Here is an 18952-nt window from a genome sequence, read left to right on the forward strand (position 1 = left end):
TCGCACAGTAAATTTTGATCAGTACACTTTGCTCAGTGCACTTTGGCTAGTAAAAGAAGGATAGCTTATGACGACGGCTCAACTGGATAAAATGCGGCTGGAGCTGCGCCGCGGTGTGTTAGTGCTGGCGGTACTTGCCGCCCTGCGCGAGCGCCACTATGGCTACTCGCTGCGCCGGCACTTGCAGGAGGCGGGCATTGATATCGACGAAGGTACCTTGTACCCGCTGGTGCGACGGCTGGCAGAGCAGGGGTTGCTAGACAGCGAATGGCAACAGGGCGAGGGGCGGGAGCGGCGCTACTACCAGATATCTGAGCTGGGTAGTGAGCTGCTGGGGCAACTTACCGGGGAGTGGACCACTTTAAATAATGCGCTGGGGCCGCTACTGCAGCCAGAACAACCTGTGCCAGCTAAGCAAACAGAGGAGCAAGGCTAATGGAATTAGTTAAACGTTATGTCGCCGCAGTGCAGCGCGAACTGCCTGAACAAAAACGCCAGGAAATAGGCCGGGAACTGAACGCTAATCTTATGGATCAGCTGGATGCTCTGGCTGAACAACAGGAAAGTGAACTGACCGAGCAGCAGGTTGCGGTCGTACTGCAGGAGATGGGTCACCCCAGGCAGGTCGCCCGCCAGTTTTGTCCGCCCACACCGTTGATACCTGAATGGTTAATGCCGTTATATAAACATACCCTGTTTATGGTACTAGGTGTGTTGCTGGTGCTGCAGGTGGTGTTTATGACTAAGATTTGGTTAACAGGCGCTGACATGGGGCTGTTGCTGTTTATCAAGGGGCTGGCATCGGGCTTTATTGAAGATGCCGTTTTTGCTTTTACGGCTGTAACTATCGGTTTTGCTGTAGCTTTCAACGGTAAACAGTCAGGTTCCTGTAATACCGGCAGCCAGTGGCAACCGCAAGACTTACCGCCTGTGGGCGCTGGCTGGCAGCATATCAGTCTGCATGACATTTTTTCGGATCTGGCAACCTACGCTTTTTTGTTACTGCTTATCTGGTTTCCAATGTGGCAGCAGATGTTTGCCGCAGCAGAGCCCGGCGGTGAGGTGTTTAGTCCGTTGGCGTTAGCTATGCTGATGTGGTTCAGCCCGTTTATTGTGCTGGGGATAGTGAGTAGTTTATGGCAGTTGCGTCGTCGTATCTGGAGCAAACCTATGTTGCAGCTGAATATAGGGGTTAATTTGGCTTTTGCATTGATGTTCATTCTGCTGGCGGTGTCCGGACCACTGTTGCAGCTTGATGTTGAGCGTTGGGAACGTTACTTCAGCCCGGATGCATTCCAGGATAGCATCAGGTTAGGTTTAGTTATTATTGGCCTGTTCCCTGGTTATGAAGTTGTGCGCGATACGCTGCGCCTGCGTAATTTTTCCAAAAACTAACCTCAAAGCAGCGTTACAATATGTGGATAGTAAAAGCCCCGCCATGGCTAATCTGGCGGGGCTGTTTTATTACCGGTTTGGCTCTAGTATTGCTGTGGTCTCCGTTTATCCCGCACCAGCCACCAGACCAGCCAGACAAAAATCAGCAGCGGTGCCAGGGTAACAACAGCAGTAATGCCAATGGCAAATACCGCTGCTACCAGGCCAATCAGAATACCAAATATTGAGCCAATAATGGCCAGGATGGTTGGCAGACAATAAATACCTAACGCGACAGCTAAAATAATGACGATAGTTTTGTTCATGATATCTTTCCTTTTTGATGTATTAGCCAAAAGTTATCAAGAGCTATGCCATATTTTAAAAGTGATAATTAACAATGGTTTATATGGGTTTTCTGCGAGAGGTCCAATGGGGCCTGAATGTATTTTGGTGGTTTTAACTAAATAATGGCGAAACTGATTAGCACATGAGTCAATAAAAAAAGCTGCCAGGAAGGTGGCAGCTTTTGATAGCAGCGATACTGTAATTAGAGTTTATTGATTTGATCTTTCAACTGATACGATTTGTCAGTAACTATGCTTTCCAGGGTGCTTACCCGCTCTTTCAGGCGTTGGAGTTCAGCTTGTAATGCGTCGAGTTCACCTTTGCCGGTGTTCCCTTTATGTTTCATATAAACTTCGTAGCCTGCATATACTAGGCCGCCTACAATGGCGATAGCGGCAATTTCAAATGGTCCCATGATATTCTCCCTTTTTATTAGTGTCTGTTGAAAAGCAAGGCTGATGCCACTGTTTTAATTTTTATATTAATCAATATCTTAAATTATTTGCGCTGCTATGGCCGTAGTATGAAAGTCAAAAGTTTAGTCAATATCACCAGATAGTAGTGGTAAACTTATCATAGGTAATCGAATAAATTGTAAGGGTTTATGACAGATCAACATTGGATGCAAAGAGCGTTACAACTGGCTGCTAAAGCCGAAGAGGCTGGCGAAGTACCGGTTGGCGCGGTCATTGTGAAAGATAATATGCTGATTGCTGAAGGCTACAATCAGATGATTAGCTTAAATGACCCATCTGCGCACGCTGAAATGCAGGCTGTGCGCCAGGCCGGGCAACAGTTGCAAAACTACCGTCTGACTGACTGCACCCTGTATGTCACACTGGAACCGTGCAGCATGTGTGCCGGTATGTTGGTACACAGCAGGCTGGCCCGTCTGGTATTTGGCGCCAGCGACTATAAAACCGGGGCGGCCGGCTCGGTGATGAATTTAGTGCAGCACCCGCAGCTAAATCACCAACTTGAGGTAACCGGCGGGGTATTAGCAGAAGAGTGCGCTACCAGATTATCCGCTTTTTTTCAGCGGCGACGCCAGCAGAAAAAAGCCCTGAAACAGGCTAGTTCGCAGCTGGCTCCTGAGCAGAATGATCCGGCAACCCCGGATGGTCCTGCATAATCGTCTGGTAATTACGACGTCTGCGATGCAGTTTTAATAATTCAGTATTGCGTTTAACCCGCCTGCGGCTGGAACTGATAGCAAAGGCACTGAGTTGGCGGCGTTTCAGCTGTGGTTTTTTTCGTTTAAGCATAACGTACCTGAGTAAAAAGCGGGCGTTGCCAGCGCAACGTTAATATGGCGTTACTATAGGGCCGCAGCGGCCAGACAACAAGAGGCTGACAGCTAAAGCAGACAATTTAGCGTTCAATGCCCAGCTGAGGGTCAGGTTCAGTGCCGGGCGCTGTCGTCACAGCGGGATCTGGCAGTAGTTGTTCACTCAGCCGTAGCCGTTGCTGCAATAGACGTTGTTCAGCTTGTTGTTTTTCATCAGTCCATACCAGCGTATCGTAATAACGGCGGATATTTTCAACATAGGTGACGGCTTCATCTCCTCTGGCATAGCCATAGCGGGTGTGCTGGTAAACGGCTTTTTGCCGCAGCAAGGGCAGGCGCTGTTTTACCTCCAGCCATTTATCCGGATCGGCTCCTTCATGCTGGGTAAGAATCCGGGCATCTTCAACATGGCCCCATCCCACATTGTATGAGGCCAGGGCAAACCAGAGCCGGTCAGGCATGGCAATGCGCTCCGGGATCCGGCTAACCAGACGATGTAAATAACGGCTACCGCCTCTGATGCTTTGTTCGGGGTCGAGCCGGCTGCTAACGCCCATTTGTTTGGCCGTTGGCAAGGTTAGCATCATCAGGCCCCGCACGCCGGTAGGGCTACGGGCTTTCGGGTCCCAGTGCGACTCCTGATAGGACAACGCTGCCAGTAAACGCCAGTCCAGCTCTCCAGCATACTGCATAAACAGGTCTTTGAAATCAGGCAGGGTCTGGCTGATGGCATCAATATATTGCAGGGTATCGACATAATCGAACTGACTGACATGGCCAAAATAACGGTCTTCCAGGGTAATTAACTCACCGCTTTGATAAATATTACCAAAAAATTCAATCAGCACGGTTAGTAACGAGTCGTCATTGTTATCCGCCAGCAACCAGGCAACGGGGAGATTGTCGCTAACGGTAAAGCCAATACTTAGATTGGGATAAAAACGCCGGTTAATCGCCAATTGGTTTGAGTCGGTCAGGGTATAGGGAATTTTGCCGTCAACGACCAGCTGTAATACATCATCTGCATCGAGATCTTTTTGTTCCAGCCAGCGCAGGTTGGGATAGTCGTTGCTTAATCTGTCGAGGGTCTGAGCATGACTGCTGTCCTGAATAACAACAACCGGCTCGGTAATATCATCCAGCGAGCGGGGCCAGTCATCACCCTGGCGAAATACCAGTAATTCACTGATCCAGCGATAGGCCGGTGCGGCCCGGTAGCGGCTGAGCCGCTGTGGCGTAAGGGTTAAGCCACCGGCAATAAAATCTACCTGGCCGTTATCGAGTTTTTGTAACAGTTCATCTAAGTGGTAGCTGGGAAACAGTTCCAGCTTAACATCCAGCCGATGCGCCAGGGTTTGCGCCAGCTCGTATTCGAAGCCGGTAGGGCCATCGACGCCGATAAAATAGCTGGTAGGACCATGCAACACGCCAACCCGCAGGCTGTTGCGCTGATAAATACTGTCTAGCTGCGAGGTTTGCTCTGCTACCGGCGCACATGCGCTAAGCAGGCAGACAGCCAGCCATAAAAGCACCCTTAGTTGCATGCATAACCTGAAATTTACTACCCTGGTGCCTGTTATATCAAACTTAAGCGGGACAGTCAGTTTTTTCACATACCACTTGGCGCCAAATTTCTTTATAATGGCGCGCTTAAATCAGCTTCCATCGACGCTCAACCAACGGAAACCTAGCCTATGTTGATCCTGCGTGGTGCACCTGCACTGTCCGAATTCCGAATTGCCAAATTACTTGACCAATGTGCTGAGCGCACCTTGCCGGTAATCACCATTTACGCCGAGTATATGCACTTTGCCGAAAACAGCGCTGCCCTGAGCAGTGACGAGCAAAGCACCCTGGATAAACTGCTGACCTACGGCCCGGCCATCGCCAGCCACGAGCCAGTTGGCCAGTTACTGTTGGTTACCCCGCGTCCGGGTACCATTTCGCCCTGGTCATCGAAAGCCAGTGATATTGCCCACAATTGTGGTTTGAGTAAAATCAGGCGGTTAGAGCGTGGTATAGCTTACTACATTGAAAGTAGCCGCAATTTAACGGCCAGCGAAGTTGCTGCCGTCAGTGCTTTGCTGCACGATCGGATGATGGAGGTGGTCTTTACCGAGTTCAGCCAGGCTGAAGCATTATTTTTGCATGCTGATCCTGCCGGTTTAAGCTCCGTTGATATCATAAACGGTGGTCGTCAGGCACTGGCCGATGCGAATATAGCTATGGGGCTGGCGCTGGCCGATGACGAAATTGATTATCTGGTCACTAATTTTCAGCAGCTGGGCCGTAACCCGAACGACATTGAACTGTACATGTTTGCCCAGGCTAACTCTGAACACTGCCGGCATAAAATTTTTAACGCCGACTGGACCATTGACGGCGTGGTGCAGCCTAAATCACTGTTCAAAATGATTAAAAACACCTTTGAACAGACGCCTGATTATGTATTGTCAGCTTACAAAGATAACGCGGCAGTGATGACAGGCTCTATTGCCGGCCGTTTTTTTCCGGTAGCTGGCAGCGGTGAATACCACTACCATCATGAAGATATTCATATCCTGATGAAGGTGGAAACCCATAACCACCCCACGGCGATTTCGCCATACCCGGGCGCCGCGACCGGTTCAGGTGGTGAAATTCGCGATGAAGGGGCTACCGGTGTGGGTTCCAAACCAAAAGCAGGTTTAGTCGGCTTTTCGGTATCAAACTTACGGATCCCCGGTTTTCAGCAGCCATGGGAAACTGACTTCGGTAAACCGGAGCGGATTGTCAGCGCACTGGATATTATGCTGGAAGGCCCGTTAGGTGGCGCAGCTTTTAACAATGAATTTGGCCGGCCAGCCATTAACGGTTACTTTCGTACCTATGAGGAAAAAGTCACCAGCCACAACGGTGAAGAAGTACGTGGTTACCATAAACCTATTATGATTGCCGGTGGTCTGGGTAATATTCGCGCCGGACATGTGCAAAAAGGCGAGTTACCACCTGGCGCTAAGCTGGTGGTGCTGGGTGGCCCGGCCATGAATATTGGTCTGGGCGGTGGGGCGGCTTCGTCAATGGCATCGGGCCAGTCGGCTGAGGATCTCGACTTTGCCTCAGTGCAACGGGAAAACCCGGAAATTGAACGGCGCTGTCAGGAAGTCATCGACCGCTGCTGGCAACTGGGTGACGATAACCCAATTTGTTTTATTCACGATGTCGGCGCTGGCGGTTTATCGAATGCCTTCCCTGAGTTGGTAAACGATGGCGGCGTGGGTGGTAAATTTGAGCTGCGTAACGTGCCGAATGATGAACCTGGCATGTCACCGTTACAAATTTGGTGCAATGAGTCGCAAGAGCGTTACGTGATGGCCATTCCACCGGAGAAAATGGCGATATTTGAACAAATTTGTCAGCGCGAGCGGGCTCCTTATGCGGTAGTGGGCGAGGCAACCAAGGATCAACACCTGACCTTAACCGATAAGCATTTTGGCAATACACCCATTGATTTACCGCTGAGCGTATTACTGGGCAAAGCGCCGAAAATGCACCGGGATGTGCAAAGTGCCAAAGTCGTTGGTCAACCGTTAAACCGTGACGGTATCACTATTGCCGATGCAGCTGAGCGCCTGTTGCGCCTGCCGGCTATTGCTGAGAAAACTTTTCTGGTGACCATTGGCGATCGCACGGTAACCGGCCTGGTGGCGCGCGACCAGATGGTTGGTCCCTGGCAGATACCAGTAGCCAACTGTGGTATCACTGCGGCCAGCTATGATACCTATCATGGCGAAGCGATGGCGATGGGCGAGCGCACGCCGGTGGCACTGCTGGATTTTGCAGCGTCAGCCCGGCTTGCCGTTGCAGAAGCTATTACCAATATTGCCTGTAGCGATATTGGCGATTTAAAACGAATTAAATTGTCAGCTAACTGGATGTCTGCTGCCGGTCACCCGGGCGAAGACGCCGGTTTGTATGCCGCAGTAAAAGCGATTGGCGAACAGTTATGCCCGGCGCTTGAGGTCACCATTCCGGTGGGCAAAGACTCGATGTCGATGAAAACCAAATGGCAGCAAAATGGTGCTGAGCAGGCGGTAACCTCGCCGATGTCATTGGTGATCACCGCCTTTGGCCGGGTAGAAGATATCCGCAAAACGGTTACCCCGCAGCTGCGCACCGATAAAGGCGCAAGTAGTTTGCTGCTAATCGATTTGGGCCAGGGCGCTAACCGTTTAGGGGCCTCATGTTTAACTCAGGTGTATAAACAACTGGGTGATACGCCAGCCGACTTAGACAGCCCGGAGCTGTTGCTTAACTTCTTTGCTGCCGTGCAGCAATTGCTACGCGAACAAAAACTGCTGGCCTATCACGACCGGTCAGACGGTGGTTTATTTGTCACGCTAGCGGAAATGGCTTTTGCCGGTAAAGCGGGTTTTAACGCTGATATCAGCAGTCTGGGTGACGATGATTTAGCGGTGCTGTTTAGTGAAGAGCCCGGTGCCGTTCTTCAGGTGGCCGATACTGAACTGGTCTACGTGCAGCAGGTACTGGCTCAGCACAATCTGGCGGCATGCAGCCATACCCTGGGGCCGGTAACCGCCAGTGATAACCTGACGTTCAACCGCGCTGGCAAAGTGGTGTTCAGTGACAGCCGCACCCGCTTGCGTTGTATCTGGGCCGAAACCACCTACCAGATGCAGGCATTACGGGATAACCCGGCAGGTGCCTTGCAGGAGTTCACAAGCAAAGCCGATGACACTGATCCGGGCCTGAATGTCAAACTTAGCTTTGATGCAAATGAAGATGTTGCAGCACCTGTTATTTTAAAAGGCGCAGCGCCAAAAGTGGCTATTCTGCGCGAGCAGGGGGTTAACTCGCATCTGGAAATGGCTGCAGCCTTTAACCGGGCAGGTTTTAGCGCGGTTGATGTGCATATGAGCGATATTCTCGCTGGCCGGGTAAAACTCAGCGACTTTAATGGCTTAGCTGCCTGTGGTGGTTTCTCGTACGGTGACGTATTAGGTGCCGGTGAAGGCTGGGCTAAATCAGTGTTGTTTAACGATATTGCCCGGGCCCAGTTTGCGGCGTTTTTTGAGCGGCCAACCACCTTCTCGCTGGGAGTGTGTAATGGTTGTCAGATGATGTCGAATTTGAAAAGCCTGATCCCGGGTGCCGAGTTATGGCCGCACTTTGTCCGCAACAAGTCAGAGCGGTTTGAAGCGCGCTTCAGCCTGGTGGAAATTCAGCAAAGCCCGTCACTGTTCTTCAGTGGCATGGCGGGTTCACGGCTGCCAATTGCGGTCTCCCATGGTGAAGGCCATGCTGAGTTTGCCAGCAGCGAGGCCTTTGCCAAGGCCAACCACAGCGGCACCGTGGCAATGCGTTTTGTCGACAACTTCGGCAAGGTTACGGAGCAGTACCCAGCTAACCCCAACGGTTCGCCAGCGGGTATCACAGCGCTGACTACTACTGATGGCCGGGTCAGTATTATGATGCCACACCCGGAGCGGGTGTTCCGTACCGTAGCCAACTCCTGGCACCCGGATGACTGGCAGGAAGACAGCCCGTGGATGCGGATGTTCCGTAACGCCCGGGTCTGGCTGGGTTAAAACTGCTGTAACACTTAATAAAAACCCTGCAATTGCAGGGTTTTTTTTATCGCTGAATTTAATTGTAATTACTGCTTTGAGATGGATTACAACGTCCAGCGTAAGCCAATCATCGCCACATAAGGGTCGATATTAATATTAACGCTTTGTACGGTAGTACCGTTAACCTGCACCCGGCCGGTGGTATCAATGTCCATTTTGCTCACCATCATGTGGATACCCAGGGTATCGCTGAGTTTAATATTTACTCCGGCTTGCAGGGCTAAGCCAAACGAGCTTTTCGCTTTTAAGGTAACACTGTCATCCGCGCTGGTAACGTTCAGTGCCTGCAGCGTATCTTTTAACTGGTTATCAATCTGTTCATCAAAGAAAATGGTGTAGTTCAGGCCTACACCGACAAAGGGGTCAAAAGTCTGATGCTCTGGCATAAAATGATACTGTGCCAGCAGGGTCGGTGGCAGGTGTTTGGTTTTACCTACCTTCAGGCCATCGATAGCAGAACCTTTTACCGTGATGTCATGGCTGAACGGGGTGGCTGCAATTAACTGCACTGCCCAGTTAGGTTTTATCCGGTAATCAAATGTCAGGCCTAACTGGGTGTTGCTGTCGACAGCCAGTGCAGTTGAGCCGTTCGGTAAGCCGGCGACTTGCTCAATCACATTTAAGCTGCTGCTACTGTCATCCGGCGAGACATTAATAGCGCCGATATTGATAGAAAAATCCGCAAAAGCAGGGGCAGCAGCTAACATAGAAATAACAGGAATAGCGAGTAATGAGGTTTTCATAAGGTGCTCCATAGTTGAGTTCTGGAGCAATTGTGCGCGTTAGCCAAAACAGAATATTGGCCTGGATCAATAAAAAACCGGCGTTATCGGGTTACAGCCGGTTACTTTGTTCTGTATCAATAAAATTGGGGCTAAGCGCCTGGTTTATCAGGGCAGATATTGCTTACATCAGGCCTTTTAAGAAGGCCACTACACTGCGCCCCAGCGCACTTAGTGCATAACCGCCCTCCAGCATCGCAACGACCCGGCCCTGGCAGTGCTTATTTGCCAGGCCTTTTAACTCGGTCGCCAGCCAGTGATAGTCGTCTTCACGTAACATAAAGTGCGCCATCTCATCTTCGGCGTGGCCGTCAAAACCGGCCGATACCAGAATAAGCTCTGGGGCAAAGGCATCCAGAGCCGGCAGCCATTCGCTGCTGACCGCTGAGCGCCACTGGCTGGCTTTGCAGCCGCCGGGCAGCGGTAAATTTATAATGTGGTCTGACACAGTATCCGCGCCGGTGTGCGGGTACAACGGATACTCAAAAGACGAGCAAAATAATACTCTGGGCTCGTTTTTAAAAATATCTTCGGTGCCGTTGCCATGGTGCACGTCAAAATCGACAATGGCCAGCCGCTTAAGCTGATATTGATTCAGCGCATATTCGGCTGCAATGGCGATATTATTAAAAAAACAAAAGCCCATTGCCTGGTCATGGGTAGCGTGGTGGCCGGGCGGGCGAATGGCACAAAATGCCTGCCTATCGCTGGCCTGCATCACTTCGTCAACGGCATTAATGCCGCTGCCGGCGGCATAGAGGGCTGCCTGCAGGGTTTTATTCATCATTTGAGTATCAGGATCAAGCCAGATATGGCCTTCGGCTGGGGCTTTGGCATACAGCTCGCTGACATACAAGGTACTGTGGGCCCGGCATAAATCGGCGTGGCTGGCCGGTGTGGCATCTTTTTGTTGCAAGACATAATCAAGCCCAGAGCGAATAAGCTGATCGTTTATGGCATCCAGCCGCTGTGGGCATTCGGGATGATCATCACCGGCACTGTGCTGGCGACACACAGCGTGGCTAAAAACAGTAATGGCCATTAACTGACTCCTTTCGCTGCGGGCAAGCCTAAATCAAGTTCCAGATACACTTCGGACGGGTCGTCATACCCTTTGCGTTTAAAACCGGCTTTAGTAAAGACGCTGAGCATCGGTTTATTTTCAGCCCGGACATAGGCTGTCATTTTGCTTAATTTACGGCTGCGGGCTATATCAACCATCTCCTGCAGCAGCCGTTTTGCCATGCCTTTGCCCTGATGTTTTTCCCGGGTTACAAAGGCTACTTCACAACTGTTATGTGTTTTGATCAGGTAATAGCGGCCAACAGCCTGAATTTCTACCACCGAGCCTTTTTGTTTTACAATACACAGTGCTAAATCTTCAGTTTGATCGACACTGACCAGGGTACAGGATTTTTCCCGGCTCATCTGAGTAGGGACAGTGTTGTAACGCATTTGCAGGGTTTCTTTGGTGTGGGAGTAGAAAAACTCCTGCAACCGACGTTCGTCTGACGGATTTAGAGGCCGTAAATCGAAACTTTCGCCATCAATAAGCAGTTCTTTAAAGCCAACAGCGCCCAGTTCCGCGACCTCGACCGGCGTTTGTAACTGGTAATGCGGTACCCAGTAAAATTTACGTACTTCCGCCAGCAACTGGCTGCGAAATTTCGGGTGGGCTACTCTAATCAGCTCCAGAGCCCGCTCGCGGACGCTCTTACCGCGCAAAGATGCTACCCCAAACTCGGTAACCACGTAATGAACGTGGCCACGACTGGTGACGACCCCGGCCCCTTGCTGAATATGCGGTACTATGCGTGAAACCGTGCCGTTTTTGGCGGTAGAGGGCAGGGCGATAATGGGTTTGCCGCCGTTGCTCATCGATGCGCCGCGGCTAAAGTCGACCTGACCGCCAATACCGCTGTAAAACTGATGACCAATAGAGTCTGAGACCACCTGACCGGTTAAATCAACTTCGATGGCGCTGTTTATTGCGACCATTTTGTCGTTGCGGGCGATATTGGCTGGCGAGTTTACATACTCGCTGGGATAAAACCCAATATGTGGATTTTGGTCAACAAACTGATACAGCGCCTTGCTGCCAATACAAAAACTAACCACGCTTTTACCTGGATGAAAGGTTTTGCGCCGGTTATTGATCACGCCTTTCTTAATCAGCCCCAGTACGCCATCGGTGATCATTTCACTGTGCAGGCCTAAATCTTTGTGGTTGCCAAGGTATTGAGTAACCGCGGCGCAAATGCGGCCAACCCCCAACTGAATGGTAGAGCCATCCTCTACCAGCAATGACACATACTGGCCAATTCGTTCGGTACGGGCATCCAGCTCCGGCATCGCCGCTTCAGGCAGGGGCTGATCCGCATAGAAAAAGCTGTCGATATCATCCCGATGAATAAAAGACTGGCCATAGGTGATCGGCATTTGCGGATTAACCTGAGCAATCACAATTTTCGCTGCTTTAGCGGCGGCAGCGACCACATCAACTGAGACGCCAAGGGAGTGGTAGCCATGTTCATCTGCCGGGCTTACCATTATCAGGGCAGCGTCTAATGGCAGAACCCCATCGGTAAACAACGCCGGGATATCCGTCATAAAACAGGGTGTATAATCGGCCCGGCCTTCGGCCACGGCCTGACGAATTTTTTCGCCGCCAATAAAAAAGGTGTTTACCTTGAACAGGTGCTGGTACTGCGGCTCGGCCCATTTGTTATCAGCCAGGGTGACCAGCTGGACAATTTCAATATCGTGCAGGCTATTGGCATGATTGATTAAATCGTCGATCAGCGCTACCGGCACCGCGGCATGCGAGCCAATAAAAATGCGGTTGCCCGATTTCAGCAGCTGTTGCCAGTTTAGCGAAGCGATGGCCATAGATCTGTTACCTGAACTATATGTGTTACCTGAAATAGATGCTTAACCCGAAGATGCCCGGTAAATCATACTTTAAAGCACTGTCTGAAGCGTTACCAGCCCCAACTTTAGTCGCAATAAAAAGCCAGGGTTGGGTAACCCTGGCTCATATTCCTGTAATTTACCCCTGCCAGCTACTGAATGCTACGGGCGTCGCGATTACTGCGGACCTCTCGGCTGGTACTGGGTGACGGGCGCTGCACCTGACGCTGTGGCTGCACCTGACGTTGCGGCTGCACCTGGCGTTGCGGCTGCACCTGACGCTGTGGCTGCACCTGACGTTGCGGCTGTACCTGGCGTTGTGGCTGCACCTGACGTTGCGGCTGTACCTGGCGTTGTGGCTGCACCTGACGTTGCGGCTGTACCTGACGTTGCGGCTGCACCTGACGCTGTGGCTGGCTGCGTTGAACCTGCGGTTCTGGCCGGGTTACCGGTGTTGTCCGTTGCTCCGGCCGTGCTTGTGGCTGGCGCACCACTTGCTGCCGCTCAGCATTTTTCGGTATGCTGGTTTGCATTGGCCGGGTTACCGTCGTTCTTACTTGCTGTTGCCGGTTTGCCTGTTGTTCGCGGCTATTAAACTGCGGCTGCTCTGCACGCTCAATCCGTTCAGCCCGCTGCTGACTGTTCAGCTGGCGGCTGGCTGTCGCCGCCGGAGCCTGCCGTAAATTAACCTGTTCAGCGGTTCGCCGTTGCATCACTGGACGCTGCATATCGCGGTGTTCACGACTTTGCTGGTTAGCATTGTACTGATTGCGATGTTGTTGTTCGCGACGCTTGCCGGTTTCTGCCCGGTATTCTTTAGTAACCTGGCGGGCATAGCCAAAGTTGTGCTGCCGGTTTAACACTTCGTGCCGGTAATGCACGCCGCGTCTGTGGTAGCTGTCGTGCTGCCAGCGCCGGGCGTCGGTGTAATGCTTGTTGCGACGCGGGTAATAACGCGGTGGTTTGTGATAATAGTGATGATTAACCACAATATGGCGGTGATGCCAGTCAAAAATGCTGAAATAAAATGATGGCCGTACGGTAAAACTTGGGCCCCAGTAAAAGTGGCTGCTGACATGAAAGCCGCGGGGCGCATGCCAGTATACCGGAGGGTAAGATGACCACCACCAGTTACCATATACTACTCTGGTGTCGTAATAAGGTACGTAAATCACTTCCGGCCGGCGCGGTTCAATAACAATTACCTCACGCTCGCGCTGCACCGTTAAGTGCTTCATTTTGTCTAACGAACCCTGCTGATAAGCACGCTCACGCAGTTGCTGAATACTGGCCAGAACGGCAGCCTCATCGGTTAAAAACATTTCACCGAGTTGTTGCGTCCAGTCTAAGTCGTCACTGAGTCGTTGTAGCAAATCAGGAAAGGCAACCAGCGCTTTAACACTGGGTTCCCAGTCTTCTGTGGCAACAGCCTGCACGGCAGCATCACCGCTTAAGTCTGAATTGCGTTCTGACCAGCGGGCGGCCTGAACGACTTCCAGCGGATAAGTGGCGGCAATCAGCACGTGGGTCAGGACGGTATCAGGATAAAGCGCTACTGGCGCAAGTATCTGATCCAGTTCTGCCTGAGACAAGGTATCACTGGCTTTAGTGCTGAAACTAAAGGCCAGCAGCACGCTAAGTAACAGGGCTTTTAAGCTTAAACCGGTGCTATACATAGTGGTTTCCTCCACAGTGGGCGGTATTGCCGCCAATCAGATTGACGGCACGTTACACAAGTATAGAGGTTATAGGCAGCTGAGACTTAATGCCAACTGAACTTCGTTTGATCTTTACACAGCCTTTACGTTGCGTTTGCTTGCCGCCTGAGTCAGATAGCGGTCTTGTTTAGCGGGTTTCAGTTGCTGCAGGTCTACTAATACCAGCCCATCTACACAGTCGGCAAAGGCTGGATCTGTGCTGAAAGACAGGAAGCTGACCCCACCTGGCTGGCACAATTCGCTATATTGCTTGTATAAGGTAGGTACGTTCAGACCCATGTTAGCCAACAGGTGCTTGAGTTGGCTAAAGTCAGCACTGTAGTCGTTACCACTGAAGTGCTGCTGCAGGCTTTGTTGTTGCTCAGGCGATAGCAGGTAAGGCTGATTAGCCAGGGCTGGGCTGTTTTTTACACCAAAATACAGGGTGTAAAAGTAGACCAGTAAATCACGGGCCGTCTGCGGGTAGCTGGCAGAAATGCTGACGGCACCAAATAAATACCGGACCTGTGGGTTGTGTTGCAAATAGGCGCCAATTCCATACCACAGGTAATCGAGGCTGCGTTTTCCCCAATAACGCGGTTGAATAAAGCTGCGGCCCAATTCCAGCCCCTGTTCTAAGTAAGGTTGCATAGCCTGGTTATAATGAAACAAGCTGGCAGTGTATAAGCCGCCTGCTCCTTCACTAGCCATAACCTCGGCACTGGGAGCAAGCCGGTAAGCGCCAACCATTTCCAGCTCGGTCGGGTCCCACAGAATCAGATGGTGATAGTAGCTGTCATACTTATCAATGTCGCGTTTATTGCCGGTACCTTCACCTACTGCCCGAAAGGCCTGTTCACGTAACCGGCCAATTTCCCGCATCAAAGCCGAGCTTTGCTGATGTCGATATAAATAAATTAATTTGCCGTCGCTGGTTGTGCCCAATTGCTGGCATTTTGCCAGATCGGCTTTCAGTTCACTGCGCAATTCCGGGTGAGCGATAGTACTTTGGGTCCGCAGCAACGGGGCTTTGTCTTTGGCCAGCCGGTATAAGTGTTTTTTAAACAGCTTTAACTGCTCTTTGGTCGATAGCGGTAACTGGCCATAGCTGTCAAACGGAATTTGCTCGCCAATGCGCATGGTGATGTTTTTGCGTTGTTGCTTAAACATTTCCTGGACCAACAGCATCGTCGCCAGCGGTTTATAAAGCATCGACGCGCCATAAAACAGCGCAGAATTTCTGCCATCAATGTAAATCGGTAATATCGGGGCCTTAGCACTGCTGGCAAAACGCAAAAAACCGTTATGCCATTTGCCATCGCGCACGCCATTTGGTTTCAGGCGTGAAACTTCGCCAGCCGGAAATAACACCAGCGCCCCGTCCTGCTGCAAATGTTTTCTGATCTCACTTAAGCGACCCCGCTCAGTGCCGCCTTCCATATTATTGACGGGCAACAGCAGGCTGTGCAGTGCCGTCACTGACATTAATAACTGATTGGCAATAATTTTGACGTCAGGCCTGATATCGCTGATCAGTTTTATCAATGCCAGGCCATCTAAGGAACCAATAGGGTGGTTGGCAATAATCACCACTTTGCCACTGGATGGGATCCGGGCAATTTCAGTGTCGCGGGCACTGTAACTGAAGTTAAAGTAGTCCAGGACCTGTTCCACAAAGTCCAGGCCCTGCAGATGAGGATATTGCTGACTGAACGCGGCAAACTCCTGTTCATGCAGCAAATAACTCAGGGCGCCTTTTACCGGTTTATACAGCCAGGGTTTGCCCGTGATCCCAGGCATTTGTTGTTGAATAACCTGCTCGACATTAAACATAGAACCTCCCGTATAATACCGGTGTAATGGCCAGTACCTGCAGGCTAACCCTGCAATATGACAACGGCGCGACAGTTTTATGGCAGTTTTCGGAAGTTTGCTGCAGTCGCTGCAAGTGCTGTTTTTGCGCTAGAATCAAAGAAAACTGTCTGTCAGCAACTTACCTGGATGCGTTTATGAGTATTGCCTTAATCATTCCTGATCGAAAATTGGATGACTTACAACAGCGACTGCAGCAAGCTTTGCCGGATACCCGGATTGAAATCTGGCCTGAGCTGCACGACCCGGCAGAGGTGGAATTTGCCGTGGTGTGGAAACAACCTCATGGTTGTCTGAATGGTCTGATTAATTTAAAGGCTATTCAGTGTTTTGGTGCGGGTGTCGACTCGATCCTCGCTGATCCAACCTTACCGAACCTGCCAGTCAGCCGGATCGTAGATCCCGCGCTTACTGAGGCGATGATCGGCTATCTGGATGGGGTAGTGAACTATTACCGGTTGCAGCTGGATGTGTTTAGCCGCCAGCAACAGCAGTCTGTATGGCGGCCAAAGAGCCCGCGCAAGCTGAACCATATTGCAGTGCTCGGGCTGGGTGAGCTGGGTGGGGCAGTTGCAAATCATTTTTATGGTTCAGGTTATCAGGTATCTGGCTGGGCGCGCAGTGGCAAAAGCTTGAAAAATATCCAGTGCTTTGCTGGCGAAGGACAACTGGCTCAGGCTGTCGCCGCGGCAGACGTGGTTATTTGTCTGCTGCCGCTAACGCCAACAACAGAGAACTTGCTGGGCGAGAATTTTTTCAGCACGTTAAAGCCCGCTGCCATTTTTATTAATGTCGCAAGGGGGGCCATTGTAGATGAGCAGGCTTTACTTGCGGCACTGGAGCGGGGGGCGCTGGCAGCGGCCTGCCTCGATGTATTCCGGCAGGAACCGTTATCGTCAGCCAGTCCACTATGGCAGCACCCGGCGGTGCTGATTACACCGCATGTTTCGGCGGTAACGAATGTCAGCACCGTTGTCAGTCAGATTGCAGACAATTACCGCCGCGCTCAGCAAGGCAGCGCATTGCTTAACCCGGTAGACGTCGTCAGAGGCTACTAACTGGTTAAAAACACAGTTATTGTAAATATGTTACAAGTTAACTACACTCTGCAACGGTTTAAGGAAACTTAAACTGAAATTCTAATAAAAAGAAAAAAATGCGTCACTGAGGTATGTTATGAGTAAAGCGTCCAGTCGTGGTTTTGGCTTTACTGCAATCGCCGTTGTTGTGTGTCTTATGGCACTGTCGGCGTTTCTGACCAAAGCCGAAGCGGCCTGGTTGTTAATCTGAAAGGTTAATTAAACTTACGGCTGCAGGAAAAGATTCGGTCAAGTGGAATGACCAAACATCAAGGGGTTAGTGTTGTTGTCGGTGTAAGCCGGTTAATAGCACTGGCCCCTTGGTGCTTTAACGCTGCCCTTTCAGCTTTTGCTATGCCGCTCCCGGTTTTGCCGTTTTTGCTCAGCATTCTTTTGCAATAAGACATAGGTGGCGCTGTAGCCTCCGTGCTGGCGTTGGGCGGTGTGTGCGGCGAGTACCGCGGGCAACTGGGGTAACCATTTAAACACATAGCTGCGCAATATTGCCGGGTGTGGCTTACTGTTGCGGCCCATTCCATGATGAATTAATAAGGTACGAATGCCGCGTTTGTGGCAGTCTTCAATAAAGTGCAGTAGTTGGCTGCGGGCTTCGGTCAGGGTTTTACCCAACAAATTAAGTGTGGCGTCCAGCTGATATTTGCCCAGCCGTAAATTGCGATATACCCCTTGTTGAACACCGTCTTTGCAAAACGCGAATGGATCGTCCGGTTTCACTAAATCAACATATTCCATGCTCAGATAGTTGGGGTCATACTCCATTTCCTGCTCTGCCGCTTTGCGCCGGGCCTGTTGCGCTAAGGTGGGGCTGAATTCGGCCTGCTGACGCACTTCATCCTGCGACAAGGGTTTGACATCAGCCATTTCCTGCAGAAACAGATCGAGTTCATTATCGTGCATATACCGGCTCCTACTACTGCAATGTGCTCGTCGCGCGGTTAAGTATAGCCTGTCGCCCGGTCTGAAAAAAGCCCGGGCAGAACCTGCTGCTATTGGCTAATTTTCAGTTGTTAATGTGACAGGGCCCGGGGTTAACCTTTTACTCTCAGCTAATGCTTTTCTGCGGGCGCTGGCAAACCGGATTAAGTAATATGCATTAATTAACAGCACTAACAGGTTAGAGATAACTCCCTGTGGAATAGCAATATGGCTGTAATAGACAAACAATAAGCTGCAACCTATTAGTGTGGCTAATCTGAGCCAGAATACGTCTTTAATAAAAAAAGCGCCGATACAAATGGTTAAACCAACCCAGCTGATAATGTCATACATGATATTTTCCATACTGTACCGCCACAACGCTAACTGCAATGGCGCGCATTATGCTCAGCGGCTAACATTTCATCAACTGAGTAATTTTGCTGTTTAAGTATTACATTATCTAATGACTATTGGTGTGGCAGAGCGGGCTATGTCAGTTAACAGGATGATTTGTAGCGGTTAATGCTTCATTTTTGCTTAGAAAAGCTAATCTGATATGCGAAGTAAGCATGGGTTTGTATAAAAAACCAGCAAATCGCTGTCAGGCTTCTATACTTAGTACAGTTAATCTGGTTGATATTAGAAGGTGATGCTGTGCTACCAACTAAAATATATGAACCATTGCCGTACAGTTACATGGTTGCTGGTTTAGTCAGTATGATGTTATTGCCGTCTGTAACTGGGGTGGCGTCGGGCGCATTATTGTTCCTGGCGGGGGCGTTAGTCTGGATCATTCGCTCAGAGCACCGGCGGGAAGATGACGTTTTTGCCGAGCGCAAAAAAGGCCCGGTACCTTTTTGGGGTTATGAGTTGCTGCCCTTTGCCTGCCTGCTGTTGGCGCTGATTATTTTTGTGCTACCGTTCAGTCAGCTGTACTACCCATCTGCGGTTATTTTGCTGATCGTTGGGATTCAGTTGTGGGTTACCCGCTCGATGCAGCGCCGGCACCGCCCGGCGCTGTTGAATTAACTGT

Annotated in this window: 16 protein-coding genes; 6 read left to right on the forward strand and 10 right to left on the reverse strand. The window is 50.8% G+C overall.

Annotated features, from left to right (window positions below; genetic code table 11):
- The first annotated feature begins 67 nt into the window (after positions 1-67).
- Together KG631_RS06025 and KG631_RS06030 are read left to right on the forward strand one after the other, a co-directional pair.
- Complete coding sequence (locus KG631_RS06025; protein ID WP_213996657.1) at positions 68-436, forward strand: PadR family transcriptional regulator; 369 nt, start codon at positions 68-70, stop codon at positions 434-436.
- Positions 436-1395, forward strand: coding sequence for a hypothetical protein (locus KG631_RS06030; protein WP_213996658.1), 960 nt, complete (start codon positions 436-438; stop codon positions 1393-1395). The genes KG631_RS06025 and KG631_RS06030 overlap by 1 nt, the downstream gene beginning before the upstream one ends.
- Before the next feature lie 83 nt (positions 1396-1478).
- On the opposite strand, the gene KG631_RS06035 is transcribed toward KG631_RS06030, so the two are convergent.
- Together KG631_RS06035 and KG631_RS06040 are read right to left on the reverse strand one after the other, a co-directional pair.
- Positions 1479-1700, reverse strand: a complete 222-nt coding sequence (locus KG631_RS06035) for a hypothetical protein (RefSeq protein WP_213996659.1) — start codon at positions 1698-1700, stop codon at positions 1479-1481.
- A 224-nt stretch (positions 1701-1924) separates the two neighbouring features.
- Positions 1925-2137, reverse strand: coding sequence for a hypothetical protein (locus KG631_RS06040; protein WP_213996661.1), 213 nt, complete (start codon positions 2135-2137; stop codon positions 1925-1927).
- Positions 2138-2326: 189 nt separating this feature from the next.
- Here KG631_RS06040 and tadA point away from each other — a divergent pair, with 189 nt between their 5' ends.
- Positions 2327-2854: a tRNA adenosine(34) deaminase TadA gene (gene tadA / locus KG631_RS06045; RefSeq protein WP_213996663.1), complete on the forward strand. Its 528-nt coding sequence runs from the start codon at positions 2327-2329 to the stop codon at positions 2852-2854.
- 239 nt (positions 2855-3093) lie between these two features.
- Here the strand turns inward: tadA and mltF are convergent, their stop codons facing one another.
- Entirely contained in the window at positions 3094-4554 is a 1461-nt protein-coding gene (mltF, locus tag KG631_RS06050; RefSeq protein ID WP_213996665.1) for a membrane-bound lytic murein transglycosylase MltF, read from the reverse strand.
- Between the two features lie 150 nt (positions 4555-4704).
- On the opposite strand from mltF, the gene purL reads away from it, so the two are divergent.
- Positions 4705-8598, forward strand: a complete 3894-nt coding sequence (gene purL / locus KG631_RS06055) for a phosphoribosylformylglycinamidine synthase (RefSeq protein WP_213996667.1) — start codon at positions 4705-4707, stop codon at positions 8596-8598.
- Positions 8599-8684: 86 nt separating this feature from the next.
- Here the strand turns inward: purL and KG631_RS06060 are convergent, their stop codons facing one another.
- The 5 genes from KG631_RS06060 to KG631_RS06080 all read right to left on the reverse strand — a co-directional run bounded on the left by KG631_RS06060 (position 8685) and on the right by KG631_RS06080 (position 15862).
- On the reverse strand, positions 8685-9383 hold the full coding sequence (locus KG631_RS06060) for an OmpW family outer membrane protein (protein ID WP_213996669.1): 699 nt from the start codon (positions 9381-9383) through the stop codon (positions 8685-8687).
- 163 nt (positions 9384-9546) lie between these two features.
- Complete coding sequence (locus KG631_RS06065; RefSeq protein WP_213996675.1) at positions 9547-10464, reverse strand: histone deacetylase family protein; 918 nt, start codon at positions 10462-10464, stop codon at positions 9547-9549.
- Positions 10464-12311, reverse strand: a complete 1848-nt coding sequence (locus KG631_RS06070; RefSeq protein ID WP_213996680.1) for a bifunctional acetyl-CoA hydrolase/transferase family protein/GNAT family N-acetyltransferase — start codon at positions 12309-12311, stop codon at positions 10464-10466. Before KG631_RS06070 ends, KG631_RS06065 begins: the two co-directional genes overlap by 1 nt.
- Positions 12312-12484: 173 nt before the next feature.
- A complete protein-coding gene (locus KG631_RS06075) occupies positions 12485-14008 on the reverse strand; it encodes a DUF3300 domain-containing protein (protein ID WP_213996684.1) in 1524 nt (507 codons plus the stop codon).
- A gap of 114 nt (positions 14009-14122) precedes the next feature.
- Positions 14123-15862 carry a lysophospholipid acyltransferase family protein gene (locus KG631_RS06080; RefSeq protein WP_213996695.1) on the reverse strand — a complete coding sequence of 580 codons (1740 nt, stop codon included), beginning with the start codon at positions 15860-15862 and terminating at the stop codon, positions 14123-14125.
- A gap of 176 nt (positions 15863-16038) precedes the next feature.
- Between KG631_RS06080 and KG631_RS06085 the strand changes: the two genes are divergently transcribed.
- Entirely contained in the window at positions 16039-16959 is a 921-nt protein-coding gene (locus KG631_RS06085) for a glyoxylate/hydroxypyruvate reductase A (protein ID WP_213996698.1), read from the forward strand.
- A gap of 363 nt (positions 16960-17322) precedes the next feature.
- On the opposite strand, the gene smrA is transcribed toward KG631_RS06085, so the two are convergent.
- Together smrA and KG631_RS06095 are read right to left on the reverse strand one after the other, a co-directional pair.
- A complete protein-coding gene (gene smrA / locus KG631_RS06090; RefSeq protein WP_213996700.1) occupies positions 17323-17898 on the reverse strand; it encodes a DNA endonuclease SmrA in 576 nt (191 codons plus the stop codon).
- A gap of 96 nt (positions 17899-17994) precedes the next feature.
- Positions 17995-18282, reverse strand: coding sequence for a hypothetical protein (locus KG631_RS06095; protein WP_213996701.1), 288 nt, complete (start codon positions 18280-18282; stop codon positions 17995-17997).
- Positions 18283-18573: 291 nt separating this feature from the next.
- Between KG631_RS06095 and KG631_RS06100 the strand changes: the two genes are divergently transcribed.
- On the forward strand, positions 18574-18948 hold the full coding sequence (locus KG631_RS06100) for a hypothetical protein (protein WP_213996705.1): 375 nt from the start codon (positions 18574-18576) through the stop codon (positions 18946-18948).
- The last annotated feature ends 4 nt before the right edge of the window (positions 18949-18952 follow it).

The organism is Arsukibacterium sp. (genome assembly GCF_018402695.1).
Taxonomy (GTDB): Bacteria; Pseudomonadota; Gammaproteobacteria; order Enterobacterales; family Alteromonadaceae; genus Alishewanella.